Origin of the sequence: Lysinibacillus irui, assembly GCF_028877475.1 — a bacterium.
Classification (GTDB): domain Bacteria; phylum Bacillota; class Bacilli; order Bacillales_A; family Planococcaceae; genus Lysinibacillus; species Lysinibacillus irui.
This window is the reverse complement of record NZ_CP113527.1, coordinates 2,936,207-2,952,623: the sequence shown is the minus strand read 5'-3', so window position 1 is coordinate 2,952,623 and position 16,417 is coordinate 2,936,207. Positions and strand designations below refer to the sequence as shown.

Sequence of the window (16,417 nt, the reverse complement as noted above, 5' to 3'; positions counted from 1 at the left end):
ATGGATGGCTGTATTCAAGTGAACTTGAAACAGCCTTTTCTTTGCTATTGAATGTTGGAAAATAAAGTAAGATCTTCTCGATGACCGATCATCACCAATAAATCTTCCTTTTCAATAATTTGCTCTGGAGAAGGAGAAATAATAATTTCACCTTCACGCACAATCGCAATCACACTGACGTTATATTTTGCACGTAAATCTAAATCCCGTAAATTATGCCCAGCCATTTTGGAGGGAATCATAATTTCTTCAATACTGTATTCCTTGGATAGTTCGATATAATTCAGCATATTGGGGGATAGTAGCTGATTTGCCACGCGCTCTCCCATATCTCGTTCAGGATAAATAATCCAATCAGCACCAACTTTATCTAAGACTTGCCCATGTCTTTTACCAAGTGCCTTTGCAATAACCTTTTTGATTCCTAGCTCTTTTAATAAGGACACAGTTAAAATACTAGACTGCATATCGTTACCGATTGCCACAATGACACAATCGAAGTTTCCTATACCAAGGGATGTTAAAGCTTTTTCTTCTGTTGTATCAGCTACTACTGCATGGGTTACATAAGGTTCTGCATCCTCAACTCTTTCTTCATTTACATCAATTCCTAATATTTCTTGTCCCGCTTCATGTAATCGTCGGGCGACACTTGTTCCGAATCTTCCTAAGCCTATTACGGCATATTGTTTGATTGCCATAGATCACACACTCCTCTAATTTGATTATCCAATCATAATATTTCCTTTTGGATGTCGAAAAGCCTCTTTTTTTCGTCGTTTTGTAATGGCGAAAGCTATAGTTAATGGACCAAGTCTTCCAGCGAACATTGTCAAAATAATAAGAACACGACCACCTGGTGTTAGTTCTGGCGTTAGTCCCATCGAAAGACCAACAGTAGCAAAGGCAGAGGTAGCCTCAAATAAATACATCATGAAGCTATGCCGTTGTTCAATAATACTAAGAAGAATTGTCACAACTATAACAATCATGGCGCCACACATTGTGACAGTTAACGCTTTTAAAATGGTTTCGTTGACAATTCGACGTTTAAATAAAACAACATCTTCTTTCCCTCTGATTTGTGACCACATGGTAGCTACTAATACAGCGAAGGTTGTAATCTTAATACCACCAGCAGTGGAACCAGACCCAGCTCCTATAAACATTAAGAGAATGATTAAAAATAATGTGGAATGGGTTAAGTCACCAATTGCAAGAGTATTGGACCCAGCTGTTCTTGGTGTTACAGCTTGATAAAAAGAACCTAATATTTTGCCCCACTCAGATAATGGACCGATTGTTTTTGAATTGCTATATTCAAATAAAAAAATCAAAATGGTTGCGCTAGCAGTCAATAGAAGTGTAGTCGCTAAGACAATTTTTGTATGGACGGAGAGCCTTTTTGTCTTTCGATATTCATACAATTCATTCATGACAATAAATCCTAAGCCACCAATTGTAATTAGCGCACAAATTGTCAAAACAACAAATGGGTCATCTACGTAGGATGTCATTCCGTTAAAACCACCCATTAAATCAAATCCTGCGTTGTTGAAATTAGAAATGGCATGAAAAAATCCAAAATAAAAAGCTTTTCCTATCGGCATGTCAAATGAAAAACGAATAGTTAAAATAAGGCCGCCGATTATTTCAATTAACGCTGTAAAGAGCAATATTCTTTTTACTAATTTAACAAGACCAGCAATCGAAATATTATTGAATGCTTCTTTTAGCAACAATCTTTCTTTTAAAGAAATTTTCTTTCCAAGTATTAAAAATAATAAAGTTGCAAATGTCATAAATCCTAGGCCACCGATTTGGATTAATGATAATATCACCAATTCTCCAAAAATGGAAAATGTATCTCCTGTATCCACAACAATCAACCCTGTGACACAAGTTGCAGAGGTAGCGGTGAATAATGCATCTAAAAAGGGTAGTCCGTTCCCATCCTCAGTGGAGAAAGGCAGCGTTAAAAGAAACGTCCCTATCACAATAATCAATGCAAAACCAAGTACGAGAATTTTGGGAGGATTTAATGTATTTTTAAAATTGTTCATCGTGTTCTCCTTAATCTTTTATTAAACGGCATAATAAAAAGACCTACTAAAAAAGCATGCACAGGCATAGAAAAACATGCTTTTAATGGTGGTCTTGTATGACCTCCTTCGCTTTAGCCGACGAAGTTAGCTGACGGGTAGGATGGCGAAAGAGATTCTCATCCCTTCTGCAATAGCAGAATTAACCCCAAAAGATTGGGTCCTCCGTTCTCAACGTTTGAGATTTGGCCGATATGAAATTGAATGTGATTATTCTACGCCCATATTCTATTTTTTGTAAACCCCTTAATTAATAGGAAAATGTAATTATTTTATATTGTGAGCGAAATATTCATTAATAATTCGAGCAAAAATAAAACCAAAAATTCACTTGATATTTTCGCACACTTTCTATTGACCATTATTAGACAATACGATATAATTTTTTAGTACACAACAGAAGGTTATTTGCCTAATTGTGTATTGACGTGTGTTCGGAGGGAGGGAAAGAGAGATGTCAAAAACTGTCGTTCGCAAAAACGAATCGCTTGAAGATGCTCTTCGCCGCTTCAAACGTACTGTATCAAAAAGTGGTACAATTCAAGAAGTTAGAAAGCGCGAGTTCTACGAAAAACCTAGCGTAAAACGTAAAAAGAAATCAGAAGCTGCACGTAAACGTAAGTGGTAATTTAATTTCCCATTAAAAATCCCTACGTTCATAACACGCAATTGTATGATTCACTGAGCAGACAAAGTTATACCTGAGATTAATCACAATGTTGATTAATTTCAGGTATTTTACATTGCTCATTCTTACGTACATAAGAAAAAGCCGAATGAAATCAAGTTGATTCATTCGGCTTTTTTGTACATACTAAGTGTTGGTATTTGGAATAGAATTAAAGAAGTTAATAAACTTTTAAGATTTGTGAAACTTTTCGCATGATAGACCGTATATAAGAGGAGAAGCATGTTAGAAGGGAGGGAAAAAGGTGCGAAAACGGAGAATCCTCAGCTATCTATTAGTAATATGGATGACTTTTTTGTTAGCGTTTCCATTAACTTCGGCTTTTGCAAGCAGTAAGGTCTACCAGGTTCCTATTCATAATGAAGTAGAGCGAGGACTTCACGCATTTTTAGAACGAGCTTTTAAAGAGGCTGAAGAAAATAATGCCGAGGCCATTATCTTAGATATACATACGCCTGGTGGCTTTGTAAATGCAGCAAGTGATATCGCCATGCTTATGGATGCCTCGGATATACGTAAGATTGCTTTTATTAATAAGGATGCCCATTCAGCAGGTGCTTTTTTAGCATTACATGCGGATGAAATCTACATGGTACCAAATGGAACAATCGGTGCAGCAGCGGTCATTGATTCAGCTGGGAATGCAGCAGATTTAAAGGCAAATAGTGCCTGGCTTGCTCAAATGCAAGCAGCAGCAGAAACATCTGGGCGTGATCCAAAGTACGCTTTAGCAATGGCTGATTCTAATTATGACCTGCCTGAATATCGTGCGGAAGGGAAAAACTTGTTAACTTTATCAGCCTCTGAAGCATTAAAGGTCAAGTACTCTGAAGGAACAGTTAAAAATTTTCAAAAGCTATTAGAGGTAACCAACCTGAATGGTAGCGATGTTGTTTCAATCGAACCGACCTTTTCTGAAAAATTGGCTCGTTTTATTACAAATCCAATCATTGTCCCGATTTTATTATCAATCGCAAGTTTAGGACTTGTGATGGAGCTCTATTCGCCAGGCTTTGGCGTTCCAGGTATAATGGGGTTATCAGCACTTGGTTTATTTTTCTTCGGACATATGGTTGCAGGCTTTGCGGGTTATGAAACATTATTGTTATTTATTGTTGGTTTAGCGCTTGTAGTTGCAGAGTTTTTTGTCCCCGGTGGTATTGTTGGTATTTTAGGTGGCGTATTAATAGTGCTAAGTCTGATACTGGCAGGTGCAAATATGATGCAAATGATAATAGCAATTCTCATTGCGTTGGTGATAGCGATGATAGGAATGGTGATTCTGATGAAATTTTTCGGGAAAAAACTGCATGTCTTAAACAAGCTTGTGTTAATGGATGCAACTACGACTGAGGAAGGGTATGTGTCCAATGTGAATCGCACAGAACTGCTAGGTAAAGTGGGGAAAACGCTTACGCCACTTCGTCCAGCAGGTACTATGGTTCTTGGTAATGAACGCATTGATATTGTTTCTGAAGGTGGCTATATCGATGTAAATCAACATGTAGAAATTATTAAAGTAGAAGGCTCACGTATTGTTGTGAGACGAACAGATAAAGAGATGGAGGAATAGAAAATGGGATTTGATTTAGCTCTAATTGGTCCAATTGCTGGATTGGTTATTTTATTCATAGTTCTCGCGGTATTCTTTACCTTTGTACCGGTAGCACTATGGATTTCTGCACTGGCTGCAGGTGTTCGTGTTAGTATTTTCACATTAATTGGGATGCGTTTACGTCGAGTAATTCCTTCTCGAATTGTCAATCCGTTAATTAAAGCACATAAAGCAGGTTTACCTGTTACAATCAATCAACTTGAGAGTCACTATTTAGCAGGTGGTAATGTAGACCGTGTTGTTAATGCGTTAATTGCGGCTCATCGTGCCAATATTGAACTTTCGTTTGAGCGTTGTGCTGCGATTGATTTAGCTGGTCGAGATGTATTAGAAGCAGTTCAAATGTCTGTTAATCCAAAAGTTATTGAAACACCATTTATTTCAGGTGTAGCAATGAACGGGATTGAAGTTAAAGCTAAAGCTCGTATTACAGTACGTGCCAATATCGAGCGTTTAGTCGGTGGTGCTGGAGAGGAAACAGTTATTGCCCGTGTTGGTGAAGGGATCGTTTCGACAATCGGTTCGGCTACCCATCATACTGAAGTTTTAGAAAATCCAGATATGATTTCACAAACCGTTTTATCAAAAGGTTTGGATTCAGGGACAGCCTTTGAAATCTTATCCATTGATATTGCTGACGTAGATATCGGTAAAAACATTGGTGCAGAATTACAAATTGAACAAGCACAGGCGGATAAAAACATTGCGCAAGCAAAAGCTGAGGAACGTCGTGCGATGGCTGTTGCCAATGAGCAGGAAATGATTGCGCGTGTTCAAGAGATGAAAGCGAAAGTAGTAGAAGCGGAGGCGGAAGTACCGCAAGCGATGGCTGAAGCATTACGTTCTGGTAATCTGGGGATTATGGATTATATGAACTATCGTAACATTCAAGCGGATACTGCAATGCGTGACTCGATTTCAAAAGTAAGCACAGATAAACCTGAAACGAATGAACCGAATGTTTAATAACGGAAAGGAGCGGAACTAAACATATGGAACAATTAATACTCTTTGCCATAATTGCTATAGTCAGCTCTATTTTCGGAAAATCAAAAAATAAAAAGCCTCAGAAACAGATGCCTCCTTTTAATAAAGACACAATGGTTGAGCCACCAGTAACGGAGGAAACGCCACATCGTACAGGGAAAGCACAAAGCTTTGAGGATTTTGCGCGGGACTTTATAGGCGAATGGATTCCTGAAAATCAGAAAGCCGAAGAGCCTAAAGTAGAAGCGCAGAAGAAGAAGGAAGTTCCAAGCTATGTTGCTCCGCCTGTCATTCAAGCGGATGTACCTAGTCGTTCTTCTAATCGAGAAAATAGGGGACGTCTTGCTGCTGGGAAAAAAGAGGCACACACAGCAGTTGAAATACCAGCAACTTTTCGTTTGCCTCAATCTAAAAATGAGCTCGTGCAAGCAATCGTGATGGCTGAAATATTAGGTCCGCCAAAAGCAAAACGAAAATAACTAGCATGTCCTCCTTTTTCGCTGCATATATTGCCGAAGAAGGAGGCATTTTTTATGAAAAAATTGTTTCAATTAACGCCGCTACTTGAATTGTTAGAATATGAATCATTAAAAATTATTGGACCCTACCGTTTTATCCATGCAGATGCGACGACTTGCTCGTTTGACTATGCAGATTATCATATCACTGTTAATGCAGAATCAGTGACTATTAACGCTCTTAAGGAAGAAATGCTTCATCTCACGGTAAATAATCTACAGGAGATTCATATGAAAAAGACAAAGAATATGGGTGTGAGCTAAATGTGGAATAATCGGCCAATCATTGTACGTATAAAGCGGCATGAAAATGTTCATCCTTTTATTCAAGCATTGCATGCTCAACATATTCCGTTAAAACGTGTAGTCTTTCGTGAGCAAGAAGTTTCCTTTGAAACAACGATGCATTATTTACCGAAAATTCGTCGCGTTCGTAGACGCTTTCGCTTAAAAATGGCTGTTTTTTATGCAGATGAGCTACAAGTTTTACGTGCACAGCTTTGGACTTTGCTTGGTTTAGCCTTGATGATTGTCATTCCAATCCTATGTGCACAAGTCATTTGGCGGGTGGATATCGAAGCAGCGACGCCAGAATTAGAGCAACGGCTAGGCAAGACCTTTCAAAATACTTTTCAACTAGAAACACCACTCTCTAAAAAACAGTTACCTTCTAATACTGCCATACGTCAAAAACTGTTAGAACAACACCGAGAGCTATCATGGGTGCATATTGATAAACATGGTGGAAGGGTCATACTTAGACCACAGGAGTCACCGAAACAAACAGAGCAAACAAATGAGAAATTAGCCTCTCATTTAGTAGCGACTAAGAGCGGAGTCATTACGCACTTTAATATTAAGAATGGTGAACGAAAAATTTCAATAAACGATACAGCCTATGAGGGGGATGTCCTCGTAAGTGGCGTAATAGAAAGTGGTACAGATCAGGTTTTTGTTGGTGCGAAGGGAGAGGTTTATGCAGATTATTGGTTAGAGTGCTCCTTTAAAATTCCGACGAAAATTACAATGGAAACTGTCCAACAAAAGCAATGGCGAGTATTGGTGAAGGGGATACATCAAGAAAAAGTTGATTATGTACAAAAAAAGGATTTACCGAATTGGTTAGACCCCTATGTTTCAATTGTAGAGGAACAGCAGACGAAAACTGTACAAGTTGAGCTTGATGAATCGAAAATAGAGACATTACTTCTCCCTCTATTGCATGAAAAGGTGCTACGTTCGTTGCCTGAAAAAACGATTATCAAAAAAGAAAACCTTTTACAGGCAAAGTGGGGGAATGGTACAGTTGAAGGGAAAGTTCTATTTTTAGTCAATGAAAACATTGCAAGTCCAATACAAGGCCTACAAGGAGAATGATTATGTCAGAACAGTTAACTGTATTACAAGTGGATAATCCAAATGAAGCGGTTATGCTACTCGGTATTTCCGATGCAAATATGAAATTAGTTGAAGAAGCACTGAATGTTCATATCATTACACGAGGTGAACAAATTCAACTTGCGGGTGAAGAAAATGCTAAGGAACAGGCAACATTTCTTCTGCATGCCTTATTGAAGGTCATTCGCAAAGGAATTAATATTGATCAACGTGATGTCACAACAGCTATTGAAATGACACAAAAAGGAACAATCGAATATTTTGCAGAACTATATGATGAAGAAATAGCCCGTACGACGAAAGGTAAGTCGATTCGTGCAAAAACAATTGGTCAACGAGAATACATACAAGCAATCCGTCACAAAGACGTTGTTTTTGGTATTGGTCCTGCCGGTACTGGGAAAACGTATTTAGCGGTAGTCATGGCAACACAGGCACTTAAAAATGGACACGTGAAGCGTATTATTTTAACTCGCCCTGCTGTTGAAGCAGGAGAGTCTTTAGGATTTCTGCCTGGTGATTTAAAGGAAAAGGTAGATCCATATCTACGACCTCTCTATGATGCTTTAAACGACATTTACGGAGCAGAACAGACGCAACGACTAATTGAACGTGGAACAATTGAAATCGCGCCTCTAGCCTATATGCGTGGTCGTACATTAGATGATGCCTTTGTTATTTTAGATGAAGCACAAAATACAACCCATCAACAAATGAAAATGTTTTTAACACGTTTAGGGTTTGGCTCTAAAATGGTCATTACAGGGGATAAAACGCAAATTGACTTACCTAAAAATACAGAATCTGGTTTAATCGTAGCTGAACGTACATTAAAGTATGTCAAATCAATACATTTCCAAGTATTAGAACAAGGCGATGTCGTACGTCACCCAATCGTAGCCAAAATCATCCAAGCCTACGAAGAACAGCAACTTTAGAATTGCAAAGCAATTCTAAAGTCTGCCCCGAAAGCGAAGCGCCAGGGGCAACGAGTTTTAAAGAAGTCTGCCCCGAAAGCGAAGCGCCAGGGGCAACGGGTTTTAAAGAAGTCTGCCCCGAAAGCGAAGCGTCAGGGGCAACGGGTTTTAAAGAAGTCTGCCCCGAAAGCAAAGTGCACTGGGAAATGGGTTGTCGACGAATGTCGTAAACATAAAATCAATCAGTATATGGAAAAAAATGTGACAGCTATACGAAAATGTATAGCTGTTTTTTGCTTTCTTATTACATTTTTCGAGAAAAATGTATGTTGAATTGGTATGATAGTAGGTAGATAGAGGAGGTGCCAGATGGAGAAACAACTTCGAAAATTTACAGAGTTTATCGGTTTTCGCTACTTTATTATCATTATTCTCATTTTAACAGGTGGCCTACAATTTGCGTTTATGTATGGCAATGTTAAAGGAGTTACATATGATTTCAAACCATTACAGCTTGCGCCTGAAACCGTACGATCTACTAAAACGATTGAAGATACTTATAAGACACAGCAAGAGCGAGAAAAAGCAGCAAATGCGGTGGATTCGGTCTATCAATTTTCGGAGGATGTCGCCAAGCAAAGAGCAGCGATTGTAACATCATTATTTGACTATGTACTAGAAGTAAAAAAGGATGTTGCAAGTAGTAAGGAACCTATTCCCATTGCCGACCAAGTTACACAGCTTCGCAAAAAGTTTGAATCCATAGATGAAGACCAGATGCCTTTAATCTTTACAGATTCGCAGTTAGAAGCTTTATTAGTGCAAAGTGAAGAAGACTTAAATAGAACAAGTACGCAATTATCCAAATTTGTAGAGGAATATTTACAAAAATCCATTCGACCAGAAAATGTCTTTGTTGCTCAAAATGATTTTGAGACAAAGATTCGCGGACAACGAGGGTATCCAGATAAAATATTCAATACAGTGGTGTTAATAGGACGGACAAGTATTATTGAAAATGAAACAATCAATGAGGAACAAACAAAAATTCGAAAAGAACAGGCAAAGGAAAGTGTAGAGCCTACACGAATTTTACAAGGTCAAATTATTGTGCAGGAAGGTCAAATTATTGATAATGAGGCGTACCGTCAACTAGAGCTATTGGGGATGATTAGTAATAAAGCTTCCTTAAAGCCAATTGCAGGACTGATTATTCTCACTTTACTGCAAATGATGTTCATGTATATTTTATTTGAGCGTTGGGAGGCGGACGAACGAAAAAAACGCAATGCGCTTTTAGTAACAGTAATTGTTTATAGTTTGTCTATACTGCTCATGAAGTTTATTAGCTTAGTGTCTGGCGGCTTTGATGTAACGATTGCCTTTTTATTCCCTACGGCATTAGCTACAATGCTAGTAAGATTGTTAGCGGATGAGCGAGCGGCTGTTTTGATTACAGTGATGACAGCTGCTTCAGCTGGGGTTATTTTTCAAGAAGGCTATTCATCGGTAATGCAGATGGAAATTACGTTGTATATCATTTTCGGCGGATTTGCCAGCCTATTCTTTTTACGTAGTGTTGAGAAGCGCTCACATATTTTACATGCGGTTGGTGTGATTTCACTTGTAAATATGGCTTTTATCGCCTTTTACTTATTAATGACACAATCATCCTATGGCCTACCAGAATTAATGTTTTATTTTATTGCAGCAATGTTATCTGCTTTACTTTCAGGGGCCTTAACAATGGGACTTTTACCATTTTTTGAATCAGCCTTTAGCTTATTATCGTCACTACGTTTAATCGAGCTATCCAACCCGAATCATCCATTATTAAAAAAATTACTAATGGAAGCACCAGGCACATATCATCATAGTGTAATGGTTGCGAACTTAGCGGAGGCAGCGTGTGAAGAAATTGGTGCTGATGGATTATTAGCACGTGTTGGATGCTACTATCATGATATTGGTAAAACAAAGCGTCCAGCTTTTTTCATTGAAAACCAGATGTCTGGTATTAACCCACACGATTCATTACCACCTGAAACAAGTGCGGAAATTATTATAGCCCATACGACTGACGGAGCTGACATGTTAAAACGCTATAAAATGCCTCAAGAAATAATTGATATCGCCTTACAGCATCATGGAACAAGTTTGTTAAAATTTTTCTTATTTAAAGCAAAAGAGCAGGGGAAATCCATTGATGAAGCTACGTTCAGATATCCTGGGCCAAAACCTCAAACGAAGGAAGCGGCCATTATTAGTGTGGCGGATAGTGTAGAGGCAGCGGTTCGTTCAATGAAAGAACCTAATGCTGAAAAAATTCATAAGCTAGTACGAGCAATTATTGATGATCGAGTACAGGATAATCAGTTTGATGAATGCGATATTTCAATAAAAGAGTTAAAATGTATAGAGAGAGTTCTTTGTGAAACGTTGAATGGGATTTTCCACTCACGTATTGAATATCCAAAGGCAGACAAGTAGGAGGATCTATGATTTTAACAATTGATTTTACAGATGAAACAAATGAAGTATCAGTACAGCATACGGAGCTTGTTGAAAAGCTATTGCAGCATGCTGCGAGTATTGAAAACATTGAGCCAGAAACAGAGGTTTCTGTGACGTTTGTTACGAACCAGGCGATTCAAGATATTAATCGTGAATACCGTGGCAAGGATCAGCCAACAGATGTTATTTCCTTTGCACTAGAGGAGCTGGGTGAAGGGGAAATAGAAGTAACGTTTGAAGGTATGCCACGAATATTAGGGGATATCATTATTTCAACCGATCGTGCAAAAGAGCAAGCTGAGGAATACAATCATTCCTTTGAGCGAGAATTAGGCTTTTTAGCAGTGCATGGTTTTTTACATTTACTTGGTTATGACCATATGGAGCCAGAAGATGAAAAAGTAATGTTTGCAAAGCAAGATGACATATTAAAGACTTTCGGTTTAGGACGAGACTAAATGGATTGGCGCAAATACTTGCGATCTTTTGGCTATGCAATAGAAGGCATCCTAACAGCGAGTAAAGAACAGAATTTTAAATCGCATGTAGTAAGTGCAATTATTGTTATGTTGGCTGGTTATTTAACGGGTTTATCTCGTATCGAATGGTATATTGTGCTACTATTAATAGCACTAATGTTTGCACTAGAAATGATCAATACAGCCATCGAACGGGTAGTCGATTTAGCTTCCCCAGAGATACACCCACTTGCTAAGCAAGCAAAAGACATTGCAGCAGGTGCAGTGCTTGTATTTGCGCTATTCAGTGCTATAATCGGATTACTCATCTTTCTACCAAAATGGTTTTAATGGAAATGAGTGTCTTCTAATGTAAATAAACCATAAATGTGAGGGAGAATTAGTATAGATGACAATGGATATGCAAGCATTACTAGAAGAATCAAAAAAAGCACGTGAAAAAGCTTATGTTCCGTACTCAAAATTTAAAGTAGGGGCTGCTCTTCTAACAAAAGAGGGAGAGGTTATTCACGGCTGTAATATTGAAAATGCAGGCTATAGTATGACGAATTGTGCGGAGCGTACAGCGTTTTTTAAGGCAATATCTGAGGGCATTTACGAATTTGAAGCCATTGCGATTGTAGCTGATACGGACGGGCCATGTGCACCATGTGGAGCATGTCGTCAGGTCATGATGGAGTTTTGTGCTCCAACTATGCCTGTCTATTTAACGAATTTAAAAGGTGATGTTACGGTAACGTCAGTGGGCGAATTACTACCGTTTGCCTTTACGACGGAGGATTTAGAGAATGCAGGAAACTAATAATGGCTACAAGTCAGGCTTTATCTCTATTATTGGTCGCCCGAACGTTGGAAAATCGACATTTTTAAATCGTGTCATTGGCCAAAAAATTGCGATCATGAGTGATAAGCCGCAAACAACACGAAATAAAGTACAAGGCGTACTAACAACAAATGATAGCCAGATGATTTTTATTGATACACCGGGTATCCACAAACCAAAACATAAACTAGGCGATTTCATGCTCAAGGTTTCTAAAAACACGTTACGTGAAGTGGACGTTATTATGTTCATGGTCAATGCGGAGCAGAAACTTGGTAAAGGCGATGAATTTATTCTAGAAATGTTAGCTGGGAACCCAACCCCTGTCTTCCTAGTTATCAATAAAATCGATGCCATTCATCCTGATGAGCTAATAGGGATTATTGACAGTTATAAAGAACGCTATAACTTTGCAGAGATTGTACCGATTTCGGCTCTACAAGGCAATAACGTAGAAAATTTATTAGCAACACTATCGAAATATTTACCAGAAGGGCCACAATACTACCCAGCGGATCAAGTAACAGATCATCCAGAGCGATTTATTATTTCAGAGCTTATTCGTGAAAAAGTGTTACATTTAACACGTGAAGAAATTCCGCATTCTATAGCTGTTGTCATAGATAAAATTCGTCGAGATGAAGAAAATGAAGATAAAATTCATGTTGCAGCCACAATCATTGTGGAGCGCGATTCTCAAAAAGGCATTGTCATTGGTAAACGTGGTGCCTTATTGAAAGAAGTAGGGACACGGGCGCGTAAGGATATCGAAATGCTGCTAGGTTCTAAAGTTTATTTAGAGCTATGGGTAAAGGTACAAAAAGATTGGCGCAATAAATCAACGCATTTACGTGATTTCGGTTTCCGTGATGATGAATATTAAGATGCTTTTATAGTTTTTACGTTGAGCTGTCCAAAAAATTTTGGAGAGCTCTATTTTCATGGACAGCTTTTAGAAAGGAGGGGGACTATGCTTCATAAATGGGAAGGAATTGTTTTAAAGGTGCGTGCTTATGGTGAATCCAATAAAATTGTGACCTTATTGACGCGTGAGGCAGGGAAGGTTGCCACTATGGCACGAGGAGCTAAAAAGCCTTCTAGTCGATTAGCATCTGTCACACAACCCTTTACGTATGGTATGTTTATGGTACAACACCATACAGGCATGGGTACATTGCAACAAGGGGAGCATTTGAATTCTATGCGCCATATTCGTGAGGATATAATGGCTACAGCTTATGCTAGCTACATAATGGAATTAGTGGAGCGTGTGGTAGAAGAAGGAAAGCCGGAGCCCTTTGCATTTGATGTTTTACTCCATGCTTTACAAGCAATAGAGGAAGGCTATGATCCTGAAGCCATTACCCTTTTTGTAGAATGGAAAATGCTGCCCTATACAGGTGTGCAACCCATATTACATGCTTGTGCCTCATGTGGAGCTGTAGATGGAGAGTTTGCTTTTTCCTTTGCACAAGGAGGTTTTTTATGTCATCGCTGTTATCAGCATGATCCCTACATCATCCGCTTAACCCCAACCCAGCTTAAGCTAATACGTATGTTTTATACAGTTCCAATTGATCAAATTGGAAAAATAGATTTGAAAAAGGAAACAAAATATTTTATCAAAAAAATTATTACAACGATTTATGAAGAGCAAACGGGTATTCGCTTTAAGACGAGAAAATTTATTGAGCAGCTAGAGAGAACACCTGAATTGCAAATACGGTCTAAAGAGGAAATGCCAGAAGATCAATAATGTTCTTCTGGCATTTTGCATTCTTTAAATTTCATCGTCTAATACGAATAAAATAGCCCGTTTACCAGCAATACTTTCAATATAAAGATCAGCTTAGCTCTTTCCCCGTTTTTTCCCCGTTAAATAGAGAATGGCAGTGTCTGCAAAAATCGATAACTACATAAACAAGGGCGAAAGGAGCTCAGAAGCGGCTAGTGTTAATTCATCCGTTACCTGTGTTGGTACGAATGGTAATTTGCTATCCGTTCACTTAATGGGTAGATTTCTGTACAATCCTCTTCTTTTACTTCTTCTAGCGTTGCTTTTAGCTTTCCATTAACGTTTTTCACATGTATTAAAAAGCTTTAGTACTTATCTCCTTCTATAAAGGTGAAAAAATGGAAACTTTACGTATGAAACCTTTCCTTTAATAAGGAAAGTGGATGGATAAAATTTAAAATTTTACAAAATAAAATTAACGTAAAAATTTATTCTTATTTAATAAATACTTGTTTTAAAATCATCATTTATATGTCTATTGAATTCATTAATAACATTGAAATTATAATGATTAATTATTTTATAGTTAAATAGATTTGTATTTTCATTTAGTTTTCAATATATAAATAGTAGAAACTATTCATAGGAGTCCCATATACTAGTTGAAAAGGTATTTTAACCTATGATATTGTAAATGATGTAGATAATCGTATTTATATTTTTATGAGTATAATTAGTCGTTTCATCCCCGTAAATGTACGTTAGATAAATTTAGATTTGCCTATGAAAAGCCTCTATCAGCAAAAACGTATGCTTATACGTTTATCAGAATAACGCAGTCTTACGGAAGAAGGAGGGAGTCACATAGTGCTTAGTACATGCGTATGTGGCAGAAAATATGCTACGAAAAGTAACCTTAAGTATTCATGAAGTTGAAGCAAATGATATCTTAGCAGAAGATATTTTTTCAGAGTATCGCTTACTAGCTAAAAAGGATCTAGTTTTAACGGAACGAATTATTGCCTTACTTAAACTTCGTAAAGTAGATGAATTGTCTGTCTATTTACCATCTGATTCAGTTCGAGTTGTCCATGATTTAAGTGCGCAACGAACAAGAGAATATGAAGATCTCTTTGCCCCATTAATTGAAAAAAGCGAGCCAGTTGATGATTATAAGGAAAAAGTGAGTCAGCTTTTTATGACCACCCTGGAGAATGTCGTACATGAATTGCGCTATGGGCAAATACTTAAAAGTATGCAGGATACAGCCTATGTACGAGAGATTTTCGAAAAAATTTTAGAAAAAAAACATCGTTATGAACTGCTTATACGTTTAAAGGAATGGGATGAATATTCCTTTGTCCATTCATTTGATGTATTTGTATTAGGTACCATCTTTGCTAGATACCTAGGTTTAATGGATATCGAAACGTTAGCAAGGGGTTATTTGTTCCATGATATTGGGAAGGTGTTTATCCCTCAAGAAATACTAAATTTAAAGAGAAAGCTCTCAGAAGATGAATTTGAAATCGTTAAAACACACACAACAAGGGGTTATGAGCTACTAGTAGAACAAAATGAAGAGGACATCGCCTATTTAGCGCGAGATCACCACGAACGCTTTGCCGGGAAGGGCTATCCGAATCAACTTTGTGCAGATAATATGAGTGAAGGTGTGCAATTATTACAAATTATTGATGTTTATTCAGCCATGACATCAAAGAGAGTCTATCATATGGGCTACGGTGCTACAGATGCTTTAGCTGTTTTATATAGAGATCGCCATTTATATAATGAGAATTTTATGCATAAGTTTGTAGAATGTTTAGGAATTTACCCAGTCAACTCGGTTGTAATGTTGTCAGATAATCGCAGTGCACAAGTTGAGTTAGTGTATGATTTATTTCCTACATTACCGAAGGTGAGATTGCTAGATGAACAGAAATTGATGAACCTGCCTTTGAATTATAGTGTGAAAATTGCGAAGATGATTGACTATCGTTCCAATAGCTTTGAAGAGATTTTTAACTTATTTGTGGAGCAATTGATTCGCTGTGATGAAAATAATCTGAGAATTCATTTTAATAAATTAATTGACCATTTACATCCTAAAGAAATTGTTTTGAAAATTTTCTTACCAGCCTTTCGTATTTTACGTGTGTTAACAAGAGAAATTCAAACAGATATGACGAAATACAAAAACGCTATAAGCATCTTAAAAAAACTATTAGAAGAGCAATTAAATGTTTTATACATGGATTATCAGCATGAGAAAACGGCCATTTTAGTAGTAGAAACATCATTACGAGAAAATTTTTTCATTAAGCTTGTACAAAGTATTTTGTATATTGATAAAATTGTACCATTTTTCATCAATCCTGGTGATGATCAGCGAATTACACAATTAATGGGACATTGCGATGTGAATGTCGCTTATTTTATTGAAGATGAGCGAACTGTTGATAAGCGAGTACGTCCTATGCGAGAAGGAACGTTTCTATATTACTCATTAGATGATATTGAAGAGGTACTTGTTAGTTTAATTGGGATGAGTATGAAAAAGTTTTCTTTTGAGGAAAAGATGCAAGAGCGCTTATTTTCAACATCCCAAGTATAAGAAAGAGGGAGTGCCTTATCGGCT

16 protein-coding genes and 1 riboswitch are annotated in these 16,417 nt (G+C 37.6%); of the genes, 14 read left to right on the top strand and 2 right to left on the bottom strand.

Features of this window, described 5'->3' with window-relative positions:
* Positions 1-44: 44 nt before the first annotated feature.
* Together OU989_RS14945 and OU989_RS14940 are read right to left on the bottom strand one after the other, a co-directional pair.
* Positions 45-701 carry a potassium channel family protein gene (locus OU989_RS14945; RefSeq protein WP_274793807.1) on the bottom strand — a complete coding sequence of 219 codons (657 nt, stop codon included), beginning with the start codon at positions 699-701 and terminating at the stop codon, positions 45-47.
* 24 nt (positions 702-725) lie between these two features.
* The gene (locus tag OU989_RS14940) at positions 726-2,063 is read right to left on the bottom strand and encodes a TrkH family potassium uptake protein (protein WP_274793806.1); all 1,338 of its coding nucleotides are present in this window, start codon (positions 2,061-2,063) and stop codon (positions 726-728) included.
* Between the two features lie 100 nt (positions 2,064-2,163).
* A riboswitch (cyclic di-AMP (ydaO/yuaA leader) is annotated at positions 2,164-2,303 on the bottom strand.
* A 253-nt stretch (positions 2,304-2,556) separates the two neighbouring features.
* On the opposite strand from OU989_RS14940, the gene rpsU reads away from it, so the two are divergent.
* The 14 genes from rpsU (at position 2,557) to OU989_RS14870 (ending at position 16,393) form a co-directional block, all read left to right on the top strand.
* Positions 2,557-2,730, top strand: a complete 174-nt coding sequence (gene rpsU / locus OU989_RS14935; protein WP_004227078.1) for a 30S ribosomal protein S21 — start codon at positions 2,557-2,559, stop codon at positions 2,728-2,730.
* 304 nt (positions 2,731-3,034) lie between these two features.
* Positions 3,035-4,363, top strand: coding sequence for an NfeD family protein (locus OU989_RS14930; protein WP_274793805.1), 1,329 nt, complete (start codon positions 3,035-3,037; stop codon positions 4,361-4,363).
* Positions 4,364-4,366: 3 nt separating this feature from the next.
* A complete protein-coding gene (floA, locus tag OU989_RS14925) occupies positions 4,367-5,371 on the top strand; it encodes a flotillin-like protein FloA (protein WP_274793804.1) in 1,005 nt (334 codons plus the stop codon).
* A gap of 26 nt (positions 5,372-5,397) precedes the next feature.
* Positions 5,398-5,871: a hypothetical protein gene (locus OU989_RS14920; protein WP_274793803.1), complete on the top strand. Its 474-nt coding sequence runs from the start codon at positions 5,398-5,400 to the stop codon at positions 5,869-5,871.
* A 54-nt stretch (positions 5,872-5,925) separates the two neighbouring features.
* Positions 5,926-6,174: a hypothetical protein gene (locus OU989_RS14915; RefSeq protein WP_274793802.1), complete on the top strand. Its 249-nt coding sequence runs from the start codon at positions 5,926-5,928 to the stop codon at positions 6,172-6,174.
* Entirely contained in the window at positions 6,175-7,287 is a 1,113-nt protein-coding gene (locus tag OU989_RS14910; protein ID WP_274793801.1) for a sporulation protein YqfD, read from the top strand.
* 2 nt (positions 7,288-7,289) lie between these two features.
* The gene (locus tag OU989_RS14905) at positions 7,290-8,246 is read left to right on the top strand and encodes a PhoH family protein (RefSeq protein WP_274793800.1); all 957 of its coding nucleotides are present in this window, start codon (positions 7,290-7,292) and stop codon (positions 8,244-8,246) included.
* Positions 8,247-8,594: 348 nt separating this feature from the next.
* Positions 8,595-10,715, top strand: a complete 2,121-nt coding sequence (locus tag OU989_RS14900; RefSeq protein WP_274793799.1) for an HD family phosphohydrolase — start codon at positions 8,595-8,597, stop codon at positions 10,713-10,715.
* Between the two features lie 8 nt (positions 10,716-10,723).
* Positions 10,724-11,197 carry an rRNA maturation RNase YbeY gene (ybeY, locus tag OU989_RS14895; RefSeq protein WP_274793798.1) on the top strand — a complete coding sequence of 158 codons (474 nt, stop codon included), beginning with the start codon at positions 10,724-10,726 and terminating at the stop codon, positions 11,195-11,197.
* The gene (locus OU989_RS14890; protein ID WP_274793797.1) at positions 11,198-11,548 is read left to right on the top strand and encodes a diacylglycerol kinase family protein; all 351 of its coding nucleotides are present in this window, start codon (positions 11,198-11,200) and stop codon (positions 11,546-11,548) included.
* Between the two features lie 58 nt (positions 11,549-11,606).
* On the top strand, positions 11,607-12,020 hold the full coding sequence (locus OU989_RS14885; protein WP_274793796.1) for a cytidine deaminase: 414 nt from the start codon (positions 11,607-11,609) through the stop codon (positions 12,018-12,020).
* The gene (gene era / locus OU989_RS14880) at positions 12,007-12,924 is read left to right on the top strand and encodes a GTPase Era (RefSeq protein WP_274793795.1); all 918 of its coding nucleotides are present in this window, start codon (positions 12,007-12,009) and stop codon (positions 12,922-12,924) included. Before OU989_RS14885 ends, era begins: the two co-directional genes overlap by 14 nt.
* An 87-nt stretch (positions 12,925-13,011) precedes the next feature.
* Positions 13,012-13,797, top strand: a complete 786-nt coding sequence (recO, locus tag OU989_RS14875; RefSeq protein WP_274793794.1) for a DNA repair protein RecO — start codon at positions 13,012-13,014, stop codon at positions 13,795-13,797.
* Between the two features lie 877 nt (positions 13,798-14,674).
* Positions 14,675-16,393 carry an HD-GYP domain-containing protein gene (locus OU989_RS14870; protein WP_274793793.1) on the top strand — a complete coding sequence of 573 codons (1,719 nt, stop codon included), beginning with the start codon at positions 14,675-14,677 and terminating at the stop codon, positions 16,391-16,393.
* Positions 16,394-16,417 lie beyond the last annotated feature (24 nt).

What these genes read in the sequence shown, in the direction of transcription:
- OU989_RS14940 (WP_274793806.1), bottom strand. Translation starts at nt 2,063, where the DNA reads ATGAACAATTTTAAAAATACATTAAATCCTCCCAAAATTCTCGTACTT.
- OU989_RS14900 (WP_274793799.1), top strand. Translation starts at nt 8,595, where the DNA reads ATGGAGAAACAACTTCGAAAATTTACAGAGTTTATCGGTTTTCGCTAC.
- ybeY (WP_274793798.1), top strand. Translation starts at nt 10,724, where the DNA reads ATGATTTTAACAATTGATTTTACAGATGAAACAAATGAAGTATCAGTA.
- OU989_RS14870 (WP_274793793.1), top strand. Translation starts at nt 14,675, where the DNA reads ATGCTACGAAAAGTAACCTTAAGTATTCATGAAGTTGAAGCAAATGAT.
- OU989_RS14945 (WP_274793807.1), bottom strand. Translation starts at nt 701, where the DNA reads ATGGCAATCAAACAATATGCCGTAATAGGCTTAGGAAGATTCGGAACA.
- OU989_RS14910 (WP_274793801.1), top strand. Translation starts at nt 6,175, where the DNA reads ATGTGGAATAATCGGCCAATCATTGTACGTATAAAGCGGCATGAAAAT.
- era (WP_274793795.1), top strand. Translation starts at nt 12,007, where the DNA reads ATGCAGGAAACTAATAATGGCTACAAGTCAGGCTTTATCTCTATTATT.
- floA (WP_274793804.1), top strand. Translation starts at nt 4,367, where the DNA reads ATGGGATTTGATTTAGCTCTAATTGGTCCAATTGCTGGATTGGTTATT.
- OU989_RS14890 (WP_274793797.1), top strand. Translation starts at nt 11,198, where the DNA reads ATGGATTGGCGCAAATACTTGCGATCTTTTGGCTATGCAATAGAAGGC.
- rpsU (WP_004227078.1), top strand. Translation starts at nt 2,557, where the DNA reads ATGTCAAAAACTGTCGTTCGCAAAAACGAATCGCTTGAAGATGCTCTT.
- OU989_RS14885 (WP_274793796.1), top strand. Translation starts at nt 11,607, where the DNA reads ATGACAATGGATATGCAAGCATTACTAGAAGAATCAAAAAAAGCACGT.
- OU989_RS14915 (WP_274793802.1), top strand. Translation starts at nt 5,926, where the DNA reads ATGAAAAAATTGTTTCAATTAACGCCGCTACTTGAATTGTTAGAATAT.
- recO (WP_274793794.1), top strand. Translation starts at nt 13,012, where the DNA reads ATGCTTCATAAATGGGAAGGAATTGTTTTAAAGGTGCGTGCTTATGGT.
- OU989_RS14905 (WP_274793800.1), top strand. Translation starts at nt 7,290, where the DNA reads ATGTCAGAACAGTTAACTGTATTACAAGTGGATAATCCAAATGAAGCG.
- OU989_RS14920 (WP_274793803.1), top strand. Translation starts at nt 5,398, where the DNA reads ATGGAACAATTAATACTCTTTGCCATAATTGCTATAGTCAGCTCTATT.